Genomic DNA, 21,589 nt, shown 5'->3' on the forward strand with positions numbered 1-21,589 from the left:
GATCACTCCCTTCCGGAGGAGACATCGGCGAATACCGGCAGGCGGTCCACCCGCGAGCCGGGAAAGCTGCCGGCACTTCGCAGCGCCGCATCGACGGCCTGAGCGGGATGCCCCAGCACCATCTCCTCGGCGCCGACCACGGCGGCCGTCCGCACCGTCAACGGCAGCAGAGCGCCGGCCGCGGCCCAGTCGCCCGCCGTCGCGGCGGCCACCAGTCGGCCGAATTCCGCAGGCGCCAGGTTCGCCGCGGCGACGATCGCCCCGGCACCGCCGAGCGCGAGCCGCTCGGCCACCCCGGCTCCCGACCAGCTGTACGGAAGCACGTCGACGCGCGATCCCGCCGCGGCAAGCACCTGCCCGTAGCGCGCGAGGGTGGTGTCAGCGACCGCAAGCGCACCGACGGAGGGAGCCAGCTCGCGGGTGCCCAACCGCGCCACGGTCTCGTCGTCGAGATGCCCGCCGGCAACCACGACGACGGTCGGTATCGACCACGAACCGGCGGCGTCCAGCGCGCTGTGCAACCCGAAGGTCATCGAAGTGACCAGGACAACGCCGGACGCACCGATCGACTCGGCGAACTCCACGCCGGTCCCGGCATCCGTGACGTCCTCAGCGAAGACGCCGCTCAGCACCGGGAAGCCCGCCGGCGCGGTCTCGACCGCGAGGCGCGCCAGGCGCTCCCGCTGAGTGCCGTCGAACAACTCGTGTGTCGACAGCGGACCATTGACGATCACGCCGGCGACCTCGACCACTCGACGCATCTGCTGCGCGTGCACGACGAAGCGCCGCTCGAACGGGTCGCCCCGGTCATCTCGGGGCACTGCGAGATCGACATACAGGCCGCGGTAGGTCATCTGCCTCTCCGATTCCGGGGTCGGCGTGGAATAGGGCGGGACATCTCGCAGTGTGAGCTGCGCGCCTCGATATCGACGAAGCCCGTTCAGGCATGGCGAACGTCGCGCGGCCGGGCCGGTCAGAAGGTGAGCAGCGTCTTCACGACGGTGCCGTTGAGCAGATCGTCGAAGGCATTGTTGACCTGTTCGAGCGGATAGGTCCGGGTGATCATCTCGTCCAGGTGCAACTGCCCTCGGGTGTAGAAGTGCAGATTGCGAGGCAGGTCGAGGGTGGGTGTGCCCGAGCCGTAGACGCTGCCGACGACGCCCTTTTCGGACATCGCCAACTCGAGCGGGGATACCTTGACATGGTCGTGGCTCGGGTGGCTTACACCGACCACGACGAGGATCCCGCCGTTGCGGATCGTCCCGAACGCGGCTCCGACGAGTTCCGGCGTGACATAGTCGACCGTCAGAATGGTGCTGTCCGCGCCCACCCACTCGGTGTATTCCATGACCTTCTCGGCCGTTTCGTCGCGATACGGGTTGGGGGTGCGGTCACGGTGCGGATTGAGCGTCAACGTCGCGCCCAGCTCCTTGGCCTTGGCCAGCTTGAGGTCGTTGGTGTCGATCGCCACCACCTCGCTGGCCCCGGCGATGAGGGCGCCCTGCACGGCCGAGAGCCCCACCCCACCGCAACCCCACACGGCCACCGTGTCACCGGAGCGGACGCCCGCCTTGTCGATGGCCGCGCCCAGGCCGGTGGTGACCGCGCAGCCGACGATCGAGGCGTTGTCCAGCGGGATGCCGGGATCGATCTTGATCGCGGCCTCGGCCGATGCGACCACGTATTCGCTGAACGTCCCGAGCAGGCTCCACTGGCCGACATCCTGTCCCTGCGCCGTGCGGTAACGCGGCCGCCCGTCCCGGTGCAGGCCGGACAGTGCGTCGATGGAACGCACGCACAGGGTGGCCTTGCCGCGACGGCAGAACCGGCACGCCCCGCAGCTGGCGACAATCGAGAGGATGACGTGATCGCCGGGCTCGACGTGGGTGACCTCGCGGCCGACTTCCTCGACCACGCCGGCACCCTCGTGCCCACCGATGATCGGGAAGCCGGTCGGCGCCAGCTCCCCGGTGATGATGTGCAGGTCGGTGTGGCATACGCCGGTGGCCGGTAGTCGCACCAGGACGTCCTGCGGGCCGAGTGGAGCCAATTCCAGCTCCTCGACCTTCCACAGCTGTTTGTCCAGGCTCCATTCCTGGTTGGTCTCATATGCGATTGCCGCGCGCGTCTTCACTGCGCTCACCTCGTCTCGGTGTTGGGACTGTCGGCCGCTGTCGCCGCTACATGGCGACGAAAACGCTCTTGGTTTCGGTGTATTCGTCCAGCACGGCGATGCCGTGCTCCCGTCCGATGCCGGATTGCTTGAAGCCACCGAAGGGCTGCGGCCCGGCGCTCATCACGCCGTAGCTGTTCAGCCACACGGTTCCGCAGTCGAGCCGCTCGGCCATGCGGTGCGCCCGCCCGAGATCGCGGGTCCAGACCGACGCGGCGAGACCGTACATCGTGTCGTTGCCCAGGCGGATCGCCTCGTCCTCGCTCGCGAAGCTCATCAGCACCGCCATCGGCCCGAAGATCTCCTCCTGGGCGACGCGCGAGTCGTTGCCCACGTCGCCGAAGACGGTCGGCTGGACGAACAGGCCAGTCGTCGCCGGAAGCTCACCGCCGAGCAGGATCGATGCGGTGTCGCGGCGAGCCACGTCGAAGTACTCGGTGACCCGCTCGTAGTGCTCACGGGAGGCCAGTGGCCCCAGCTTGGTGTCGGCGTGGAACGGGTCACCCAGCTGCTGTGTCGCGACGGCCTTGGCCAGCAATGACATGAAGTCCTCGCGCACCTCGTCGGCAACGAAGATGCGCGTTCCGGCGACGCACCCCTGCCCGGAGCCGGTGCAGAACGCACCGGCCGCCGACGACGCCGCCGACTCGAGGTCGGCGTCGGCGAACACGATGAACGGCGACTTGCCGCCCAGCTCGAGGGTGACCCGCGCAAGCTGGTCGGCCGACGCGGTGAGGATCCGCTTTCCGACCGCGGTGGAGCCGGTGAACGCGATCTTGTTCACCCCAGGGTGCCGGATGAGCGCATCGCCCGTCTCGCGCCCGCCAGTCAGGATGTTGACCACGCCGGGCGGCAGGTCGGCTTCCTGGACCAGCTCACCGAGCCGCAGCGCCGACAGCGAGGCCTGCTCGGCCGGCTTGAGGACGATGGTGTTGCCGGTGGCCAGCGCGGGACCGAGCTTCCACGACACCTGCAGCAGCGGCCCGTTCCATGCGGTGATGCCGACGACCACACCCACCGGCTGCCGGCGGGTGTAAGTGAGCATCCCCGGCCCGGCCGGTGCGGCATCGCCATAGATCTTGCCCGGCCAGCCGGCGTAGTGGTGCAGCACCTCCACCACGTGCCCGATCATGTACCGCGTCAGCCAGATCGGCCCGCCCATCTCCAGCGACTCCAGGACGGCGAGCTCCTCGGCGTGCCGCTCCACCAGCCCGGCCAGGCGGAGGATGGCCCGCCCACGCTCATAGGGCGACATCGCGGGCCAGGCACCTTCGGTGAAAGCCCGACGAGCCGCGTTCACCGCGTGACCGACATCCTCCGGGCTCCCCGCGCCGATGGACGCGAGTACGTCTTCGGTGGTCGGATCGACGGTCTCGATCGTGTTCCCGGTCGAGGCCGGGCGCCACTGCCCGCCGATCAAGAGCTCCTTCTCGCCGGACGCGAACGGCGTGGTCGGACGATCGGCGTCGAGCCTGAGTACGGTTGGGCTGCCCACGGTTGGTTCTCCTCGGATCATTGCGTTTCGGCCGGGTGTAGCTAGCAGATGGACGTGTGGCGCTGTTCGAGAGCCTGGTAGTCGTCCAGGTGGACGGCACGCATGAGTTCGTATCCGTCGTGATAGGCGCCGGGATTCGCCGCGAGGTAGCCGGCGTCGGTGCCCTCGCGCAGGATCGCCGCGTAGAGCGCCGCCATCGCGTTGGCTGCCGCGCCGAGCGCGGCGGAGGCGAACAGCACGAGCTGGTACCCCAGTTCGGCCACGTCGCGGGCGGTGTAACCGGGCGGGGGCGGCGCGCCGCCGGTCATCAGCGGGCCGTCGATATCGCGCGCGAGCCGCGCCAGCAGTGTCATCTGCTGGTCCGGGTTCAGCTCGGCGAAAGGCTGCCCGTCCATCAGCAGGCTCATCGGCATGGCGACGTCGGCCCCGGCCCGAAGGTAGAGATTGGACCGTTCGATCACCTCGTCGATCGAGACGACGTCCGCGTCGGTGCGGGCGACGATGAGGAAGTCGCGGTTCCGCCGGGCCTCGCAAGCCGCGGACACCCGGTCGACCGCCTCACCGCGGCTGAGCACACGCCTGCCGCCCAGCAGTGGACAGCGTTTCGGCATCGCCTGGTCCTCGATGTGCACGCCGGCCACACCGGCGCGCTCCATCTCGCTGATGGTTCGCCTGACGTTCAGCACGCCGCCGAAGCCGGTGTCGACATCAGCGATGATGGGGACCTCGACGGTCGACGTCACTCGCGCCGCGTGCGAGGCGAGCTCGGTCAGGGTGGTGAGCCCAAGGTCGGGCCCGCCGATCTGGGTAACCTCCACGCCGAAGCCGGAAAGGTGCAGGATGCCGAACCCGGCACGCTCGGCAAGCCGGGCGGACAGCGCGTCGAAGCAGCCGCCCACAAGGGACGGGCCTTCGCGGAGCGCGGCGCGCAGCCGCGCGGGTGGTGCCGAGCTGGGAGTCACAGCGCCTCCTCGGATTTCTGGGCCACCCTTGACCGGGCCCATGCGTCGCACCCGCCGGCGGCGAGGATGTCGCGGATGATCGGGTCGACCGGTGGTTGCGACATCCTCGCGCCCGTCGTGGCGTTGACGGCCAGGCCGGACGCGAGATCCAAGCTGAGGACGTCACCTGTCGCCACGAAGTCAGGAAGATCCGGAAAGGCCCAGACGAACAGTCCCGCGTCGATCGCCGCGCGGAGGAACAGCGGACTCACCCGGCGCCCGAGCACCGCGCCGATACCGGCCGTCTTGGCACCCATGATCGCGGCCATGTGGTAGTGGGCATGCCCGGTGCCGACCGGCCCGTCCGCGATGATCAGGTGTCCCGGCTGCACCCGCGAGGTGAACCCGGGGTCGATGTCGGCGAGTGTGTGCCGTGCGCACTCCGCCCAGTCGCGGCGCATGGCCGCGCGGTCCGCCGAGGTGGGCACGAGATCGGTTGCGGTGAGGCCGTGCGTCGCCTTCCAGACCGGCCCTTCGAGTTTCATCAGCGATGTCCCCCGTCACCGCGCAGGTATCGACGCGGGTCAGCGATCTGCCCGTCGATCGACGACGCCGCGACGACCGCGGCGTTGGCCAGCATCACCTCGGCGTCGGAGCTGCCCATCCGGCCCCGGTTGGCCTCAACGGAGGTGGAGATGCACCGCTCGCCGTCGGAAAGCTTGAGCGGAGACAGGTTCCCGTGGTAGCAGCCGCCGCATCCTGGCTGGGTGATCGTCGCGCCGGCGGATAGTAGCGTGGCCAGGATTCCGCTCTCCGCCGCCGATCGCGCGGTCGACGCGGAGATCGGCGTGACGAACAGCCGGACGCTGGGATGGACCGACCGGCCTTCCAGCAGCTGAGCGGCAATCGCAAGGTCGGAGAGCCGGCCGCTGGAGCAGGAGCCGATGTTGGCCACCTGAATGGGCAGGCCCAGCACATCGTCGACACTGCGCAGCAGGTCGACGTCGTGCGGGCCGGCGACCAGTGGCGTCACCTCGCCGAGGTCAAGGTCGAACGTCCACTCGTACGGCGCGTTCGGGCCGGCGCTGGCGGGTTCGAACGGCCGGCGCGCGCGCCCGGCGAGATAGTCGAGCAGGACATCGTCCGCAGGAAAGATCTCGGACAGGGCACCCAGCTGCACCGCGCCGTTGGCGATCGCCATCCGGATGTCGACGGACAGGCTCGCCAGGCCAGGGCCGCCGTACTCGATCACATGCCCATCGACCCGCTCGCCCACCTCCTGGACGAGCCGAAACGCCACGTCCTTTCCGCTGACACCCGGGGAAAGGGCGCCGTGCAGGCGCACCTGAGCCGACTCGGGTACCTGGATCCACACATCACCGGTGAGCAGGACCGCCTCGGTGCCGTAGAGCGTCGGCATGGCGAAGCAGTTCGCCGCACCCATCGTGGCGCTCTGCGTGTCCAGGCCGAGGCACACCGTTCCGGGCAGCGCCCACCCGTGTTCGACCGGAATCTGGTGGGACAGGCCGTTGCGGCCGAGGTCGTAGATGTTCTCGGCGGGGATCTGCTGAGCGCGCGCGAACCGCTTGATCTTCGGGTGCTCGGTGGCGGCGGCCACGCTCATCCACTCGGGCTGGAAGATGTGGTCGAAGCAGAAGATCAGCCGGGTCGGATCCCAGACCTTCAGCCCCTCGGACTCGAAGGTGTCGAGGAAGGTGGTGCCGTCCGAGCTGGTCATCAGATCGATGCGGGAAAGCAGGATGTCGCCGGGCTCGGCCGTGGCGACACCCGATGCCCTCGCGAGGATCTGCTGCGCCATGCTCATGCTTGAGTGGTTCACGACGCTGCCACCAGCTCGTCACCCAGGTAGGCGGCCCGCACGACGTCCGATTGGGTCATCTCCGCGGCGCTGCCGCTGAACACGAGCTTGCCGAAGTCGAGGACGTAGACGTGGTCAGCCATCTTCACGACCAGGTCCATGTCGTGCTCGACCAGCAGAACGCCGACCCCCCGCTCGGCCACGACCCGCCGCACGACTTGCGCGAAACGTGCGGTCTCGATGCGATCCAAGCCCGAGGACGGCTCATCCAGCAACAGGATGCGAAACGGCCCGGCCAGGCAGCGGGCGAACTCGACCAGACGGCGCTGGCCGGTCGACAGATCGGCGACCCGCCGCGTGGCCAGATGCCGGATACCGCACACCTCCAGTGCCGCCGTCGCGCTACCCGCGACCTGCGCCCGGCGCCGCCGGCCAGCGATCAGATGATGCAACGGGTTGCGGTCGGCATAGGACGCTTCGCGTCCGAGCGCGACGTTGTCCAGCACCGTCATCGAGTCGAACAGCTCCAGGCGCTGGTGCGTGCGCCCCAGACCGAGCCGGGCCCGCGCGGCCGGACCCAGCCGCGCCAGGTCGCGTCCGTCGAGTCGCACCGCCCCTTGCGACGGTGCGGTGAACCCGGAGATGACGTCGAACGTTGTCGTCTTGCCTGCGCCATTCGGGCCGATCAGGGCCGTGATCGTGCCGGTTTGCGCGGTGAGCTCGAGCCCGTCCACGGCGACGATGCCGCCGAACGAGACCCCGAGACCGACGACCTCCAGCCTCGCCGCCGCCACGTTCGGCCGTGTCGCCTCGGCGGCCGGCACGATCGACGCCTCGCGATGTGGCCGGCGCAACCGTAGCCGGTCGAGCCACCCCCGCAGCGCTGGTGGCACACCGCGGCGTTCGGCCGGCAGGAGCGAGTACAGCACGGCCGCCACGCCGAACACGAGCTGCAGGTAGATCATGGTTTCCGGGGAGCCCGAGAGGTAGGAGGGCAGTACGGTGACGCCCGCCGCGGCAAGGATCGCATACCAGGGTGTCTCACCGATCGAGATGATCACCACGACAAAGAAGACCAGGGACTGCAACGGCTGGAAGTTGTCCGCCGTGACGAGGCCCTGCGCGGACCCGGCCAGCGCTCCCGCGAAAGCGGCCAGAAACGATGACAGGCAGAACACCAGCACCCTGGTCACGTTGACGGAGCCGCCGCTGCTGGCCAGGCCGCGTGGACTGTCGGCAATCGCGCGCAGCAGGCGGCCGAGGCGGCCCTGAGTCAGCACCACCACGGCAATCGTCAGCACGACCGCGATCGCCAGCAGGAGGTAGTAGAAGCCTCCGTCGTCCAGCAGACCGATGCCGGGGAGGGTCGGTCGCGGGACGGTCAGCCCCAGGCCGAGAGTGCCGAACATGTACGGCTCGGCGTAGAAGACGTAGCTCACGGCGATGCCGAAGCCCAGCGTGGCAAGCGCGAGAAACAGCCCGGACTGGCGGATCGCCGGCAAGGCCAGCACGGCGCCGATCGGCACTGCGATGGCACTCGCGGCAAGCAGCCCGAACCCCCATGGCCAGCCCTTGTCCACCGTCAGGTGGGAGAAGGCGCAGGCACCGATCGCCATGAAGGTCACGCTTGCCAGTGACACCTGCCCGGAAGTGCGGACCAGCAGGCCCAGCGACAGGAACAGGATCACCATCGGCAGGAATGTCATCCAGTCGCCGAGGTGGTAGTCGGCGAACTGAGGTACCAGTACCAGCACGGCCAGCAGGGCGCACGCGCCGCCGAGCTGAACCACCGCCGGTGCCCGCCAGGCCGAGGTGAGGACTGCTCCTGCGCTGTGCCCGTTCGCGACGCGGGCCCGGCGGCGGAACACCAGCACCGCGAAGAGCACCAGGAACGGCAGCGCGGCGGGCAGCCTGGCCACTATGCCGCCGGTCGCGTAGCCCGCGGTCAGCGACGCGAGCACACCGATCACCAGACCGCCGGCATAGGTGGCGGGCAGGCTGCGGAACCGGCCGACCGCCGCGGCGCCGAACGCCTGGATGACCAGAAGGGTCAGGGTGATGCCGTCCAGGCTGACCAACGGTGCCAGCAGCAACCCCGAAACCGACGCGAGCATGCTGCCGAGAACCCAGGACCTGCGCCGGACCACGACGCTGTTCGTGCCGGCCAGTTCGACCAGGTCGCCGTCATCCACGACAGCACGCATCGCAACGCCGCCGCAGGCACGCCGGAAGTAGATGGACAAGCCCGTCGTCGCCACCAGCCCGAAGGCGATGATCGCCAACGTCGCCCAGGAAGTCTGGGCCCCGGCGATGGTCACCGACCCGCTCGGCAGGTACTGCGGCACCTCCCGGTTGCGGCCGAAGCCATAGATGAGCACGACGGCGGCCTGCACGGTGAGCAACAGGCCGACCGTCGCGACCACCTGTGTGGCCAGGCCCGCCCGGGCAAGCGGCCGAGCGAGCAACTCCAGGCCGACACCGAGCAGCGGTGCCGCGACCAGCACACATGCCGCGGCGGCCAGCGGCCACGGAACACCATTCTGGACGTGCAGGAAGTAGAACAGGAACGCCGAGATGGTGGCGAGCGCGCCGTGGGCGAAGTTGAAGATCCCGGCACTCTTGTACGTGAGCACCAGCCCCACACCGGCCAATCCGTACACCGAGCCCGTGGCCAGCCCGGCGATAATGAACAACAGCATCGGAATCTCCCTGTTGCAGCCGGCTCAGGACCCGGACGTCCGCTTCGCTTCCTCGATCACGTCCTTTGGCGCGCATCCCGTACTCGGTTCCGGGACCGTGAACGCGTTGTTCTGGATCGACCCGATGAAGTAGCAGAGAATCGACGTGCCCGCGTCCTTGGTGTAGGTGAGCGGCGGTGCCAGCCCGTCGAGCGTTTCGTCCTTCATCGCGTACAGGGCGTTCTTGAGCGCATCCGCGGTCACCGTGCCATCGACCGCTTCGGCTGCCTTACGGAACAGCTGCGCACCGGTGTAGCTGAAGATCGCGCCGCCGCCGGGTGTCACGCTCTGCTTGTTGTCCTCGAGGAGCTTGAGCATGGTGCGCATCCCGGCAACCGAGTCGTAGTAGTAGGGCGGGTTGAAGTGAATCGTCCGCACGCCCTGGGCAGCGGGCTCGTTGAGCCATTCGCGCGTGACGGTGCCTCCCGGCTGCACCAGCTGCGCCCGCAGACCCTGGGTGTAGCAGGCCTTCGCGATGCGCAGGGCGATCTGGGCCGCGGTGTTGATCATGACGACCTCGACCTTGGAGTCGATCAGAGCTTGGCACTGCGACGTATAGTCCGGCGCCGACGCCGACACACTCTGCGCCAGCTTGAGCTGTACTCCGACCTGCTTACCGAAGCTGCGGTACAGGTCAAGCGACTGCTCGCAGATGGGGGCCTCGGCGCAGTAGAGAACGCCCATGGTCTTCCCGAACGACTTGGTCACCTGCATCGTCCCGTAGGCCGACGGGAGTGGGGTCGTCCCCGATGGGAAGAAGGCGGGATTGCGCTCCGCGGGCGGGTCATACGAGCCGCCGCCAATGACCGGGATTCCGGCGGCCTGCGGAATCGATGCCCACGCGCTGTCGACGTAGCTGTTCTGGCCGACGATGGCGACGACCTTCTCCCGCTGGATGAGTTCCTTGACCTGCGTGACAGCCGTGCTTGCGTTGCCCTGGTCGTCCTTGATGATCAGTTCGACCTTGCGGCCCTTGATGCCGCCATGCGCATTGACGTCCTGCTCCCATGCGCGCAGCAGCTCAACGGTGCCCACGTAGGCCGTGCTCTGTGGGGACGTGTACGACCCGATATTGCCGATCTTGATCACGTCGTTCGACCCGTCACCGCTGGCTTTCGACCCACATGCCGCTATCGCGGCCGTGACGAGTACGCCAACGCCAACGAGTACGTACGAACGCCATTGTCCGTTCCGTGAGACCATTGGTCTACTCCCACTCGGCTGTCTGACCGCTGCTGGCAGCGGTACGTGGTCCCCCGCGCTCCAGCAGTCAATGTCCGGGGAGCCGGTTCAGCCAGCACGGTTCGCGAATCGCGAACGCCTCCACCCCGACGTGAAACATCTTGTCAATGTCTAGGCAATGCGCCCGACCCTGCGTATGCTCATAAACCCACGGCGGAATAGGTGGTCAGCCTGTTGTCCAACCCAACGCTCAATGCCGAGCGTCCTCCTTGGCACGTATACGGTCCGGTCTGCCGGTCGGTCCGGGGTCTCGCACGATCGCCTCGCGGGTCATAGATGCTTGGCACAATCGCCAAGGCGGGCAAGGTCCTCGACCTTTTCAGCGCCGACGCACAAGAACGGGGAGTCAGTGAGGTTGCGGCCGAACTGAAGATCCCGAAGTCGAGCGCACACGCACTGCTCGCAACGCTGTGCCAGCTGGGATTGGTCCGCCAGCTCGAGAACAGCCGGTACCGGCTCGGCTGGCGGCTCATGGAGCTGTACCGCGCGCTCGTTGACACCACGACGTTGCTCGGGCCCCCGCACCTTCAGCTGCAACGCGTCGCCGACGCGATGAACGCGATCGCCCACGTCGGCGCCCTCGAAGGGCCGAAGGTGGTGTTCCTGGACGAAGCGGTCGGTGGTCAGGAGCGCAACTTCGCCGTCTCGCAGATCGGCCACCGGGCGCCTGCGTTGACGACCGCGCTCGGCAAGGTCCTGCTCAGCTTCGAGGAACGTCAAGCTGACGGGCTTGCCCTGCAGGAGGCCGGTCGGCAGGCCCGCAATGAGCTCGATCAGGTCTGCGCGCGCGGCTATGCAGTCGACCTGCAAGGGTGCGTGCCCGACCTGCACTGTGTCGCTGCTCCGATCTTTGACGCATCCGGGTGCGTGCAGACCGCGATCAGCTTCGCGGTGCCGCCACACCGTTTCTCCCGGGACTTCCCTCGCCTGCTGAACTGCGTGCGATGGCTCACGCGAGACGTCACGAAGGCCAGCATGCTGATGCATACCAAGCGCTGACCACCGCCGAACCGTTTGGCGATGCTGAACACCGCTTGCCCCGGGTACGTCGGGCCGCTCACTCACCCGACGCTGCCTGGTATCCGATGTTCCGGCATGGACCGTTCCCGGTTCGGTGGACACGGAGTGAGGGTCGCCCGGTCCTTCGGGAGTCCGATGACTCGGCGGATAAGCCGTTGAAGGATTCCGAGCGTGCCGAGCTGGAGCGGCTGCGCGCGGAGAACGCCGAATTGAAGATGCAGGTCGAGTTCGCAAAAAAGTAGCGACCTGGTTCGCGAAAGACAAGCAGTGAGATTCGCTGCGATCGCGGACTGGGCGGATTCCGGCGAGTTCGAGATCGGGTTCATGTGCCGGGAACCGGGGGTGTCCCGCTCGGGCTACTACGCCTGGCGCAGGCGCTCCCCCAGCCCGCGCGAGCAGGCCGACACGGGCCTGGTCGCGGCCATCAAGCAGGTGCACGAGCGGCTGCGCGACAACCCGGGCGTGCGGCGGGTGCACGCCGAGCTGATCACGCTCGGGCACACGGTATCGCCGAAGCGGGCCTGGCGGCTCATGCGGGATGTCGGCCTGCACCGCCGCCACCCCAAGGCATGGAAACGCACCACCGTCGACGCTTCTGCGACACGGCTGCACGGTGGTTGAGCCTCGCTTCACCTCGGGCGAGGCGATACGCGAGATACTGTTCGAAACCTTCGATGCCGTTCTGTCGGCCTAACCACTCTGTTCGCTCCCAGCCAGGTCGTATGACGAGTCGGTCGCGATACGGATGGTGTCATCCTCGTCTTCATAGGGAATTGCGACCGGTACCGGTCCGAAGATCTCCTCCTGGACGATGCGCATCGTTGTGTGCTGCTGATCAGCGGGCCATCAGCACGTTCAGGTCGTACGGATCCCCGTAGGGAACCTGGTCATCTCGGCGGCGGCGCGTTCCACGATCGCGTCGTGGGACGACCGGGGTGCCAGTAGCCGGGTCGGCAGCATGCAGCCCTGTCCGGCGTGCACACACATCCCCGCGTCCGCCGCCGGAATACGGCGATCGAGATCGGCGTCGTCGAGGATGATGTTGGCCGACTTCCCGCCGAGTTCGCGGAACAGCCGTTTGAGCACGACCGTGTTGCCGGTGGGCTGTGCCTGTCCGAATTTGTTCAGGGTGATCTCCATCGGCACGTTCCACGGGACGATGGCGCCAACGCTGGGTGTCCTCCAGTACCGAGTCCACTGCGACGAGTGCGTCAGTTTCCGGGGAACCCGGTCTCGTCGATCAGTTCTTGGTCGTTGTGGGCGTGTGCGCTCACTCAGATCGCTGTGCCGCCGGTGGCATCGATGACCTGGCCGGTTACCCAGCGCGAGTCGTCAGAGGCGAGGAACGCCACGAGGTCGGCCACGTCCTCGGGTTGGCCGAGTCGCCCGAGCGCGACTCGCTTGGCCTCCTGGGCGGCGGCTTCGGGGTTCTCCATCAGGCGGGTGTGGTTCCTGGTGAGGATGATGCCGGGCGACACCGAGTTGACCGTGATCCCGCGGGGGCCGAGGCCCTTGGCCAGGGAGAGGGTGAACGCGTCCAACGCGCCTTTGCTGGCGCTGTAAGCGATCGTCTCCGGTGTCGCGAGCGTGGCCGCAAGGCTGGAAATGTTGATCACCCGCCCGCCGTCGCGCAGCCGTGGCAGCGCGGCTTGGGTGATGAAGAAAGGTGCTCGCACATTGACGGCGAACACCCTGTCGTAGTTCTCCCCCGTCAGGTCGGACAGCGGGGCGAAGCTTCCGGCGGCGGCATTGTGGATGAGGATGTCGAGCTTCCCATCGGGTACGTAGTCCGCGCCGGCGGCGTCGAACGCGTCCCAGAGACGCGTCGCGTCGTCGGGCTGTCCCAGTTCCAGCTGCAGTGCGAAGGCGCGCCCGCCGTTGTTCTCGATGCCGTCAACAGTCTCTTTCGCGGCTGCCTCGTCACGGGCGTAGGTGGTGGCGACGGTGGCACCGTCACGGCCGAGGCGTTCGGCGATTGCTCGCCCGATGCCGTTGCTGCCGCCGGTGATGAGCGCGACCTTGTTCTTCAATGGTGTGGACACAGCGGAATTCCTCTTTCCCAGGTGGTGGATCGATGTGGTCGGTGGCGGGGTCTTGCCCCAGGAGCTACCCGGCGAGCGTGTTCGCCATGGTTCGTTCGGAGCGGGTAAGGCGCCGGTCCGTGACGACGAACACGACACTGGTCACGACCGTGAGTGCCGCTCCGACGAGGGGGAGGGTGGTGATGCCGATGCTGGCGATGACGAGCCCGCCGATCACACCGGACAGTCCCGATCCCAGGTAGATCGCGGAGGCATTGAGCGCGAGCGCGAGCCCGCCCTGTTCACCGGCAGTGTCGAGCAGAAGGTGCTGAAACGGTGGATTGAATCCCCAGGTGGACAGGCTCCAGCCGAAGAGCGCAATGACAGCCCCGGGGATCGTCGTCAGGGTGAGCGGAAGCGTGGCCAGTACGAGGACGATGACGGCCAGCGCGACGTAGAGAGTGGGGCGGCTACCGAATCGGTCCGTGGCACGGCCGCCGAGCAGGTTGCCGATGAGCCCGCCGAGGCCGTACACGAGCAGCAATGCGCTCACCAACGCACCGGTTGCATGTGTGTACTCACCTAGCAGCGGCACTACGTAGGTGTACACGCTCATCGAGGACAGCACGCCCAACACTGTGACGACGAGAATGGCTTGCAGGCGCGGGTTGGCCGCGACAGCCAGCCGCTCGCGCAACGGTACCGCCGCGGGTGCTTCGACGGAGGGGATCATCAGCCGCGTCCCGAGTGCCGCCAGCACGGACGCGCCCGCGACCAGTATGAACACGCCGCGATAGCCGAGCGGGCCGCCGAGGATGGTACCGGCGGGAACGCCGAGGGCGAGGGCGAGAGTGAGCCCCGCGAAGACGATCGCCACAGCGCGTCCGCGCTGGTGCGGGGGATGGAAATGGGTGGCGACGAGTGTCGCGGCAGGGGTGTAGGCGGCCGCGCCCAGAGCCGCGACGACCCGCCCAAGCAGGACCAGCCAGTAGGTCGGCGCGACCGCCGTGAGCACGTTACCCGCGGCCGCTGTCAGCAGCGCCACGACGAGCAGGGTGCGCCGATTCCAGTGCCCTGTGGCGGTCGCTACCAGTGGCGCGCCGATCGCGTAGGCGAGCGCGAACGCCGTGGCGAGTTGGCCTGCGGCGCTCACCGAGACGCCGAGCCCGGAGCTGAGCTGGGGTAGCACACCCGCGACGATGTAGGCGCTGGTCCCGACGGCGAAAGCGCCGCCGGCAAGCAGGAAAGTCCGACCGGACACCGTCGTCGTCGGGGTTGGGCCGCTCATGTCTTCTCTCTCCTTTTGCGTCAATGGGCACACAAATCGATGCCGACATTTCTGTACCGATTCTGGGAGCACGGTTTCGCGGACTCTGGTCTTACGGACCAGACACGGATGGGGTCGCCATACAGATCGCGAGCGTGTCGGACGTATCGGGCCCCAATTGGTGGTCGACGCGAAACCGGCTCCGGTCCGACTCAGCTCGTCTTGATCATCCCGCCGTCGATCACGATGTCGGCGCCGAGCATGTTGGCCGCCTTGCGGGAGACGAGGAGGTCACCAATGTGGCGACCTCCTCGGGTTCGGTGATGCGCCCCGACGTGATCCGCGCTCGCGCGGGCAGCGCGCCGAGGAAATCGTCGAGCGAAACTCCGCTCACACCGGCCCGCTCAGCTCCGACGCCGTCTGCGCCGCGCCAGATATCGGTTCCGGTCACGCCGGGCGAGACCGTGTTGACGCGCAGCCCCTGCGGCCCGAACTCCTCGCTGTAGCCCACCGGCCCGGTGGAGGGGACGCGCGCATTCACCGAGGAGACGAACACCACCGCACCGCAGCGCTCGATCAGGTGGGGCAGCGCCGTCCTGCTGGTCCACACGGCGCTGTAGAGGTTGCGGGCGAACAGGTCGTGCCACTGCTGGTCGTCGACGTCGAGGAACCCGCCGAGCTCACCACCGTCACCCCCACCGACGTTGTTGATCAGGATGTCGACGCCGCCCAACTCGGCGAGCGCGGTCTCGACGACAGTCGTGGCGCCTTCGGGCGTGGCGAGGTCGGCCGCAATCGTGGCGACAGCAACCTTCTCCAACTCCGGGGTGACAGTGCGGGCTGCGCCGACCACGCGCACACCTTCATCGGAGAGATCCATGATGACGAACCCTTCTGGAATCAGAGGTCAAAAATTAGGCCGGAAAAAACTTCGGGCGAACGAGGAGTGACGTCAGAGGTTTGACAATGCGGTGTCGATAACGCGGTACAGACGGGGGGCATCGTGGATCCTGGTGAGCACCCGCAGTCCGGCGATCGTCACCTCCAGCAGTTCGGTTGCCGCCCGCACGTCGAGAGCGGGATCGAGGTCGCCGTCGAGGCGCCCCCGGTCGATCCGAGCGGCGATCACCTCGAGGGTCCGCTCCTGCGACCGCCGCACCGCGCGAGCAATCTCCGGATCGTGACGTGCGAGTTCGACAGCGGTGTTGACAGCCAGGCAGCCCCGGCGATCGGCGGCCAAGTCGGCGTCGACCAGGCTGCGCAGGAAGGAGCGGAGGACCTCACGGGTGGTGCCGGGACCGGACAGCCGTTTCTCGACGGATTCGGCACCCATGCGGTCGTAGTGAGCCAGCGCCCGGTTGAACAACTCGCGCTTGCTCCCGAACGCATTGTAGAGGCTTCCCTTCGCAACACCCGTCGCTTCCGCGAGCATCGCGGGCGACGTCTCAGCGTAACCGTGGGTCCAGAACGCCTGCATCGCACGATCGATGACTTCCTCGTCGTCAAAGGTGCGCGGCCGTCCCATGAGACGACCATAGCCGATTATTAACCTCCAGGTCAAGAACTGGGTTCCGATGCGTTCTAGACCGTGCCCGCATGGTGTTTTGTCGTTGTGGTCCGCCTGGCGAGAGGCGACACTTCCGCGATGACTCCACCACCAGGCTGCCGGTATGAAATCGCCGGCCAGCCCTGTTCCCATCCTTTGGTACTCCTGCCAGGGCACCAAATGGTCGAGGTTCAAACCTGCGCAAGCGAAACAGGGTCGCGGGTGGCGATGTCTCGCGTGTGAGTGGCGGGGTCGTCTGCCCAGGTCTCGGCGCGGACGTGGTTGTCCACGTCGATGTGGAGCTTGGTGAAGAACGCCTGGTCGCACAGTCGCAGGGTTTCGTCGTCGCCGCGCTCGTGGATGGCTGCGGCGTTGCTCAGCAGGTCAAGGCGGTTGCGGTGGGTGGTCAGCTCGGCCAGTTCGGCGTGCGAGCTGGCGAAGTACCGGTAGATCGCGCCGGATCGACTCTTGGCGTTCGAGATCACCAGCCCAGCGGACCAGCTCAGCGCGGTCCTGATCGACTTGCACGGTGCGTGCGGACGTCACGGCCCTACTCGTCGCGGACGTGCACGTTGAGGTAGCCGACGGGGGCCTTGGAAGAGGTTCCGCCGGTCGCGGCCTTCTAGGTCATGCCCTTGACGACCTCGGCGACGATCCGCGCCACGATCGCGGCGGCTTTGTGCGTATTCGCCTCACGCTGCGCGGGGATCGAGGATCCTGCGCGTCGGCCACCCTTCTGTGCCTGCGTTGTCATAGCGCCTCAGACGACACCCCAGGATAGCGAGGCGGATCCATCGATCAGCGCACATCGCCTCGTGATGATCGGGCCGTAGTCGCGGATGGCGCTCCGGCATCAAATGGGGACCGCTCGTCGGCCTGGTTGGCGTCACCGTCTACGGCACAATCAGCGGCCGTGCCGATGACGTTGCTCGTCAACAGAGTCAAACCGCCAGACCCGGCGCCGCCACCGAAAACTACACATGGATCCAATACGCACCCAGATCTACAACACCGCCGTCACCCAAAGCGTCGCCATGATCGACATGCGCCAATACATCCCACCCGCCGACAGCACCAACCTCCCCAACCCCAGCCCATGGGACTCCAACAACATCCACCTCAACGACGCCGAAAACCTCGCCGAATACGGCGGATTCTGGGGCTGGGCCTCCGCCATCGACTCCATCTGCTAAACCGCGCCGCAACGTTAATCACGGCATCGACACGAACACCGTCACCCCTGATCACGCTGCACGGTCCGGAAGTTCCCGGCAATAGGTGCCTCAAACACGTTCGCGCCCATGCCGGCTTCCATGCTGCCGGGCCCGGTGAGCCCGATGACCGACGCCACGCTCCGATCGACTGCCTACATCGGTGCCTGTTTGACATCAGTCGAACTGCTGCGCGCCGCACTCTCTCGACGTCAGCACCGAAGCCTCCACGACACTCTCGCAGTTACCGCCGGTCAGCGAAAACTGTTCTCAACACATGTAACGCGAATTTCAGTTGCGACCATCGCAATAAGCTCTTGCGACTGTCCTATCGCGCGGCACCTTGCATGTGGCTCACGCATTTCCGCGACTGACGACTCCACCAATCCGAAAATTCCCTGCTTCCCGCCATTTTCTTTCCCTGCAGAATGCGCCTCCAAGGCGCTCCCAGACCGGGTGCGCCTTGTCTGATGGGAGGCCTGTTATGGCATGGGTAGAGAAGATCGCGTAACAGTCGTGGCGGGTACGGCACCGACGCGACGGCAACAGCGTCGAGTCGATCCACGGAATCGACAACGCCGAAGCCGCGCAGGAGATTGCCGGTACGCCCGACGACCATCGGAGCCGCACCAGCTGGCTGAACGCCCCAAACGACCACACCCTCGCCGACTGGGTCCGCCCGGGACGGACCTGGGCCACCCCGGAGCAGGTCCTCGCGGTGGCCGAGCAGGCCGGCATGCTCGGCGGCCCCACCGCCCGCCTGTTGATCATCACCGCGGCCTCGACCGGCTGCCGCTGGGGCGAACTCACCGGACTACACCGCAACAACGTCGACCTCCACCACGGCGTCATCACCATCGACACATAGGACGGCGCTCCACGAATCCAACGGGCAGCGCTCGATCGGGCCACCCAAAACCGCCTGCACCGGACCGCCCGCGTGGTGCGCGTCCCGGTGGACGCGGTACGACCAACATCCACTCCGCGCAATTTGGGGATCGGCCGGAACCACAGAGCGGAACACCGCGAATGAAGCGACACCAAGCCATAACCGAGGCTCAACCGGTCCCATTTTCGGCTCTTAATTCTGGCTGACCTCGAACGTGGAGCTAAGGGGACTCAAACCCCTGACACCCTCACTGCCAGGTGCGCATCACCCTAAGTCTCCAGGTTAAAGGTAGCAGGTAGAGAATCCCTACGTCGAACACTGCCCCAGCGATAACCGCGTGAACGATAACGGCGCGTCGTCACAACGTGTAGCGACCTATCGCTTCGGCCTGCTCACTGCTCGCTGGTTCGACTACGTCAAGCGTCCGTCTTGCCGTCATGCGATTATCGCCTGCTGCCCTGCTACGCCGAACTCGAGCTCACCGCATCACAACGGAGGCGGTGTTGGCGCGGGCGGCACTGTGCGTGGCCACGCCATCCGCGGTGGCTTCTTCGCCGGCGTCGTGGCGCTTCTAGGCGGCGTCAAGATACTCCCGGTACCCGCACGAGGGGTTTTCACAGGCGCATCAGGCCAGCCATACCGTAGAAGAAGGCATACAGGGCTATCAGTCGCCAGATTCCGAATCGTCTTTGCTGCTCAGCTATCGGTTCCAAAGCGGAGTCGGCGCTGGCGCGGGCTCCGTCGATTCGGTCATGCAAGTCTCGTTGCTTCCGGTTGGCACGCAAGGCGGATGCTATTGAACCGCCGCCGACGGACGGGTGGATGTGATGGCCATTGTTCAGGACAACCACGAGATCGTCATCGACGTCGAGTTCGGCGATCGCGCTCCACGTCACCCACCACGAGAAGAACCAATTCCGAACGTAGATGCCATCTTTTCGGACCACCACTTTGGCTTGCATCACTGCGATGATCAGCCAGATGGCTGGCGTTGTCACGAGGATCACGCCGACGAGGGCTCCGATGTTATCGGTGACCGCGTCATCGGGCGCGATACCTGCCAGCGCAATCAGGACACAGAACACCAGCGCGGCGATGCTGAATATCCGTTCGCCATTCCGGTAGACCACTGTGATGATCTCCCCGGTGCCGGGAGTTCCAACTAGAACATGCATGCACGGCTTCCTTGCTGGCAGATCACAGTATTGACGCCGGTGCCGTAGGAATACCATACGCCGGATTGGCCGACGTTCCACACGTAGTTCTGTCTGGTGGCCGTGGCGTTCACCGGTGCACGGTGGCCGTCCTCGGTTACGCTGCACGGGTGGCTGGCTATGGTTTGCAGTTCCGTCAAGATACCGAGCTACACGATGATGTTCACCAGGAGTGAAACGCCAATGAAGAATGTATACAGTGCTAGAAGCCATCTCAGACCGATGGTCAGTCTAGGCTCGTTCGATCCGTGTTCGTCAAGCTGCGCTTGATTGCGAGCATGTTCTATCCCCTGCCGCATCGACCGCTGAGCGCGATTGCCGCGCATCGCTCCAGCCAACGAGCCGCCCCCAACCGAGGGTCGTATAACGCGACCATCGCGGAGGACAATGGCGAGGTCTGGGTCCAATTCCAATTCGTCCACTGAATTCCAGGGTATCCAGTAGCAGCGGAACCAATTTTGTATGTACAGCCCACCTTCACGCACAACCAATTTTGCTCGCGTTACCAGAAGAATGAACCAAAACGCAGGCACGATGGCCACAACCGAAGCAAGTACCTTTACTAATGCGACCTTCTCGAAGGTCAGAAAGACGATCGCGTACCCATGTTCACGCCGGTGCCGTAAGAGTGCCAGACGCCTGACTGGCCCGCGTTCCACACGTAGTTCTGCCTGGTGGCCTTGGCGTTCACTGGTGCGCGGTGCCGCCCTCGGTCGCGTTGCGCGGGCGGCTGGCTGCGGTCCTGCACGATATTGCGGTTACGGGGATTTAGGGCGCCGCCGCCGCCCACGACGCGTGCGAGCCCGGCGCCCGCAGCGAGCCCGGCCAGATTCATTCCCGCCGCTGCCCAATTGACATTGCCGCGTGTTCGGATGGCCTCTTCGGTTGTCTGCGCCGCCCACAGACCTGCCCCCGCAATTGCGCACGCTCCTGCACTGACAAATACACAGCCCACTGCCAATGCGATACCCGCTGCCTGCCAAGGATTGGCTGCAACCCATCCACCCAAGGATCGGGATATGTGGCGAGAGCGAGCGGTGAAGCTGGAAGCCACCGGCCCCGAAGCGCTACGTGAACTAGCCCGCTGCATCGCGGCTACCGGCGAACGGGTCGAGCAGGAAAGCATCGAGTTAAGCAACCTGGTCATCCGCACGCTCGTCGACGACCTCGACAAGATCACGGCAAACCGTACGGCCGCACGACCCGGAGCCTGCTGACCCCCGGGTCTCGGCAAGCGAGCTCTTGGCTGCGGGATCACGGCTGGCCCGGGAAACTACTGGCACACGACTGCTCCGACAGGACAACTCCTGGCGGCCTCACCCCCGTGATGGTCGACTTGCACACCAGCCACCATGACGGTAAGCCACAGCGATGGAACACGAGGACAATGAACCGCATGCTGCCACGTCTCGCGATGAGGGATACGTTCTCCAAGACGGAGACATTCTGCGGTTCCCACCTGTCGAATACCCTGCCAAAGGGAACAGCCGAGCTATGACCGTCCAATACGAGATCGAAGTGGCCACCGGCGAACGAGGCAAGAGGCTAGCGAAGGCACAGGCCGAAGCCATTCACGACGTGCTCCTGTACCTCGCCAGTAAACGCGAGAACACCGAGGAGGCGCCCACGCACGAGGAAGACTGAGGCAACCCGACAAGGCATATCAAAGACCGCCGGGTGATGCGGGCAGCGCGTCGTCAAGTCGAACCGCCGCGGCCAACACACGAGACCTGGCAGCACCGACATGCAGCTTGCGCCGCAACGTCTCGGCCGAGATCGGCCGGCGATGCTCAGCCCAATGCTGGGCATTCTCGAGCCGCGCCTGGTGGAACAAGTCGTCCACACCCCCGCCATTCGACGATCGTTGATCTTCTGCGACGCTGGATCGGCCGCGCAAGCGCTTACGTGCGGGACGTCAGTCCGTCCATGCGAAGGACGCTGCGCGGGACCAGGTTTCTCCATGTCGCTCAGCAAAGCGGGGCCAGCCTCCGACCAACCGATCAGCAGCAGAGG

Annotated in this window: 24 protein-coding genes; 6 read left to right on the forward strand and 18 right to left on the reverse strand. The window is 66.4% G+C overall.

Annotated elements, in window-relative coordinates; genetic code table 11:
- Positions 1 to 2: 2 nt before the first annotated feature.
- The 8 genes from LOZ83_RS23245 to LOZ83_RS23280 form a co-directional block, all read right to left on the reverse strand.
- On the reverse strand, positions 3 to 854 hold the full coding sequence (locus tag LOZ83_RS23245; protein ID WP_236793416.1) for a dihydrodipicolinate synthase family protein: 852 nt from the start codon (positions 852 to 854) through the stop codon (positions 3 to 5).
- 119 nt (positions 855 to 973) lie between these two features.
- On the reverse strand, positions 974 to 2,134 hold the full coding sequence (locus LOZ83_RS23250; protein ID WP_236793418.1) for a Zn-dependent alcohol dehydrogenase: 1,161 nt from the start codon (positions 2,132 to 2,134) through the stop codon (positions 974 to 976).
- 46 nt (positions 2,135 to 2,180) lie between these two features.
- Complete coding sequence (locus LOZ83_RS23255) at positions 2,181 to 3,668, reverse strand: aldehyde dehydrogenase family protein (protein WP_236793420.1); 1,488 nt, start codon at positions 3,666 to 3,668, stop codon at positions 2,181 to 2,183.
- 41 nt (positions 3,669 to 3,709) lie between these two features.
- Entirely contained in the window at positions 3,710 to 4,630 is a 921-nt protein-coding gene (locus LOZ83_RS23260) for an oxaloacetate decarboxylase (RefSeq protein WP_236793423.1), read from the reverse strand.
- A complete protein-coding gene (locus tag LOZ83_RS23265) occupies positions 4,627 to 5,154 on the reverse strand; it encodes a hypothetical protein (RefSeq protein ID WP_236793425.1) in 528 nt (175 codons plus the stop codon). Before LOZ83_RS23265 ends, LOZ83_RS23260 begins: the two co-directional genes overlap by 4 nt.
- Positions 5,154 to 6,434, reverse strand: coding sequence for an aconitase family protein (locus LOZ83_RS23270; RefSeq protein WP_236793426.1), 1,281 nt, complete (start codon positions 6,432 to 6,434; stop codon positions 5,154 to 5,156). The genes LOZ83_RS23265 and LOZ83_RS23270 overlap by 1 nt, the downstream gene beginning before the upstream one ends.
- Positions 6,435 to 6,445: 11 nt before the next feature.
- Positions 6,446 to 9,127, reverse strand: coding sequence for a branched-chain amino acid ABC transporter permease/ATP-binding protein (locus LOZ83_RS23275; protein ID WP_236793429.1), 2,682 nt, complete (start codon positions 9,125 to 9,127; stop codon positions 6,446 to 6,448).
- A 24-nt stretch (positions 9,128 to 9,151) separates the two neighbouring features.
- Positions 9,152 to 10,255 carry an ABC transporter substrate-binding protein gene (locus LOZ83_RS23280; RefSeq protein ID WP_236793432.1) on the reverse strand — a complete coding sequence of 368 codons (1,104 nt, stop codon included), beginning with the start codon at positions 10,253 to 10,255 and terminating at the stop codon, positions 9,152 to 9,154.
- Between the two features lie 429 nt (positions 10,256 to 10,684).
- Between LOZ83_RS23280 and LOZ83_RS23285 the strand changes: the two genes are divergently transcribed.
- Both LOZ83_RS23285 and LOZ83_RS23290 read left to right on the forward strand, forming a co-directional pair.
- Complete coding sequence (locus LOZ83_RS23285) at positions 10,685 to 11,407, forward strand: IclR family transcriptional regulator (RefSeq protein WP_236793435.1); 723 nt, start codon at positions 10,685 to 10,687, stop codon at positions 11,405 to 11,407.
- A 288-nt stretch (positions 11,408 to 11,695) separates the two neighbouring features.
- Positions 11,696 to 12,049 (forward strand): IS3 family transposase, encoded by a 354-nt coding sequence (locus LOZ83_RS23290; RefSeq protein ID WP_236793438.1) that lies wholly within the window; start codon positions 11,696 to 11,698, stop codon positions 12,047 to 12,049.
- A 69-nt stretch (positions 12,050 to 12,118) separates the two neighbouring features.
- Here the strand turns inward: LOZ83_RS23290 and LOZ83_RS40825 are convergent, their stop codons facing one another.
- The 8 genes from LOZ83_RS40825 to LOZ83_RS39945 all read right to left on the reverse strand — a co-directional run bounded on the left by LOZ83_RS40825 (position 12,119) and on the right by LOZ83_RS39945 (position 17,016).
- Complete coding sequence (locus LOZ83_RS40825; protein WP_374202690.1) at positions 12,119 to 12,247, reverse strand: aldehyde dehydrogenase family protein; 129 nt, start codon at positions 12,245 to 12,247, stop codon at positions 12,119 to 12,121.
- Positions 12,248 to 12,283: 36 nt separating this feature from the next.
- On the reverse strand, positions 12,284 to 12,751 hold the full coding sequence (locus LOZ83_RS23295) for an aldehyde dehydrogenase family protein (RefSeq protein ID WP_308190284.1): 468 nt from the start codon (positions 12,749 to 12,751) through the stop codon (positions 12,284 to 12,286).
- Entirely contained in the window at positions 12,703 to 13,470 is a 768-nt protein-coding gene (locus tag LOZ83_RS23300) for an SDR family NAD(P)-dependent oxidoreductase (RefSeq protein ID WP_236793441.1), read from the reverse strand. The genes LOZ83_RS23295 and LOZ83_RS23300 overlap by 49 nt, the downstream gene beginning before the upstream one ends.
- Before the next feature lie 64 nt (positions 13,471 to 13,534).
- A complete protein-coding gene (locus LOZ83_RS23305) occupies positions 13,535 to 14,737 on the reverse strand; it encodes an MFS transporter (protein ID WP_236793443.1) in 1,203 nt (400 codons plus the stop codon).
- Between the two features lie 220 nt (positions 14,738 to 14,957).
- The gene (locus LOZ83_RS23310; protein WP_236793445.1) at positions 14,958 to 15,596 is read right to left on the reverse strand and encodes an SDR family NAD(P)-dependent oxidoreductase; all 639 of its coding nucleotides are present in this window, start codon (positions 15,594 to 15,596) and stop codon (positions 14,958 to 14,960) included.
- Positions 15,597 to 15,668: 72 nt separating this feature from the next.
- Positions 15,669 to 16,241, reverse strand: a complete 573-nt coding sequence (locus LOZ83_RS23315; RefSeq protein ID WP_236793447.1) for a TetR/AcrR family transcriptional regulator — start codon at positions 16,239 to 16,241, stop codon at positions 15,669 to 15,671.
- A gap of 212 nt (positions 16,242 to 16,453) precedes the next feature.
- Entirely contained in the window at positions 16,454 to 16,747 is a 294-nt protein-coding gene (locus tag LOZ83_RS23320; RefSeq protein WP_236793449.1) for a hypothetical protein, read from the reverse strand.
- 137 nt (positions 16,748 to 16,884) lie between these two features.
- Positions 16,885 to 17,016 (reverse strand): hypothetical protein, encoded by a 132-nt coding sequence (locus LOZ83_RS39945; protein ID WP_255824526.1) that lies wholly within the window; start codon positions 17,014 to 17,016, stop codon positions 16,885 to 16,887.
- Positions 17,017 to 17,242: 226 nt separating this feature from the next.
- Between LOZ83_RS39945 and LOZ83_RS23325 the strand changes: the two genes are divergently transcribed.
- Both LOZ83_RS23325 and LOZ83_RS23330 read left to right on the forward strand, forming a co-directional pair.
- Complete coding sequence (locus LOZ83_RS23325) at positions 17,243 to 17,455, forward strand: hypothetical protein (protein WP_236793451.1); 213 nt, start codon at positions 17,243 to 17,245, stop codon at positions 17,453 to 17,455.
- A gap of 736 nt (positions 17,456 to 18,191) precedes the next feature.
- A complete protein-coding gene (locus tag LOZ83_RS23330) occupies positions 18,192 to 18,341 on the forward strand; it encodes a hypothetical protein (protein ID WP_236793453.1) in 150 nt (49 codons plus the stop codon).
- Positions 18,342 to 18,976: 635 nt separating this feature from the next.
- Here the strand turns inward: LOZ83_RS23330 and LOZ83_RS23335 are convergent.
- Positions 18,977 to 19,537 carry a PH domain-containing protein gene (locus LOZ83_RS23335; protein ID WP_236793455.1) on the reverse strand — a complete coding sequence of 187 codons (561 nt, stop codon included), beginning with the start codon at positions 19,535 to 19,537 and terminating at the stop codon, positions 18,977 to 18,979.
- A 1,076-nt stretch (positions 19,538 to 20,613) separates the two neighbouring features.
- Here LOZ83_RS23335 and LOZ83_RS23340 point away from each other — a divergent pair.
- Positions 20,614 to 20,793, forward strand: coding sequence for a hypothetical protein (locus LOZ83_RS23340; RefSeq protein ID WP_236793457.1), 180 nt, complete (start codon positions 20,614 to 20,616; stop codon positions 20,791 to 20,793).
- Positions 20,794 to 21,070: 277 nt separating this feature from the next.
- On the forward strand, positions 21,071 to 21,220 hold the full coding sequence (locus tag LOZ83_RS23345) for a hypothetical protein (protein ID WP_236793459.1): 150 nt from the start codon (positions 21,071 to 21,073) through the stop codon (positions 21,218 to 21,220).
- 19 nt (positions 21,221 to 21,239) lie between these two features.
- Here the strand turns inward: LOZ83_RS23345 and LOZ83_RS40490 are convergent, their stop codons facing one another.
- Complete coding sequence (locus LOZ83_RS40490) at positions 21,240 to 21,419, reverse strand: hypothetical protein (protein WP_308190276.1); 180 nt, start codon at positions 21,417 to 21,419, stop codon at positions 21,240 to 21,242.
- Positions 21,420 to 21,589 lie beyond the last annotated feature (170 nt).

The organism is Amycolatopsis sp. GM8, from assembly GCF_021653975.1.
Taxonomy (GTDB): domain Bacteria; phylum Actinomycetota; class Actinomycetes; order Mycobacteriales; family Pseudonocardiaceae; genus Amycolatopsis_E.

What these genes read in the sequence shown, in the direction of transcription:
- LOZ83_RS23310 (WP_236793445.1), bottom strand. Translation starts at nt 15,596, where the DNA reads ATGGATCTCTCCGATGAAGGTGTGCGCGTGGTCGGCGCAGCCCGCACT.
- LOZ83_RS23325 (WP_236793451.1), top strand. Translation starts at nt 17,243, where the DNA reads ATGGATCCAATACGCACCCAGATCTACAACACCGCCGTCACCCAAAGC.
- LOZ83_RS23315 (WP_236793447.1), bottom strand. Translation starts at nt 16,241, where the DNA reads ATGGGACGGCCGCGCACCTTTGACGACGAGGAAGTCATCGATCGTGCG.
- LOZ83_RS40825 (WP_374202690.1), bottom strand. Translation starts at nt 12,247, where the DNA reads ATGCGCATCGTCCAGGAGGAGATCTTCGGACCGGTACCGGTCGCAATT.
- LOZ83_RS23275 (WP_236793429.1), bottom strand. Translation starts at nt 9,127, where the DNA reads ATGCTGTTGTTCATTATCGCCGGGCTGGCCACGGGCTCGGTGTACGGA.
- LOZ83_RS39945 (WP_255824526.1), bottom strand. Translation starts at nt 17,016, where the DNA reads ATGACAACGCAGGCACAGAAGGGTGGCCGACGCGCAGGATCCTCGATC.
- LOZ83_RS23270 (WP_236793426.1), bottom strand. Translation starts at nt 6,434, where the DNA reads ATGAGCATGGCGCAGCAGATCCTCGCGAGGGCATCGGGTGTCGCCACG.
- LOZ83_RS23245 (WP_236793416.1), bottom strand. Translation starts at nt 854, where the DNA reads ATGACCTACCGCGGCCTGTATGTCGATCTCGCAGTGCCCCGAGATGAC.
- LOZ83_RS23285 (WP_236793435.1), top strand. Translation starts at nt 10,685, where the DNA reads ATGCTTGGCACAATCGCCAAGGCGGGCAAGGTCCTCGACCTTTTCAGC.
- LOZ83_RS23335 (WP_236793455.1), bottom strand. Translation starts at nt 19,537, where the DNA reads ATGCATGTTCTAGTTGGAACTCCCGGCACCGGGGAGATCATCACAGTG.
- LOZ83_RS23265 (WP_236793425.1), bottom strand. Translation starts at nt 5,154, where the DNA reads ATGAAACTCGAAGGGCCGGTCTGGAAGGCGACGCACGGCCTCACCGCA.
- LOZ83_RS23305 (WP_236793443.1), bottom strand. Translation starts at nt 14,737, where the DNA reads ATGAGCGGCCCAACCCCGACGACGACGGTGTCCGGTCGGACTTTCCTG.
- LOZ83_RS23345 (WP_236793459.1), top strand. Translation starts at nt 21,071, where the DNA reads ATGACCGTCCAATACGAGATCGAAGTGGCCACCGGCGAACGAGGCAAG.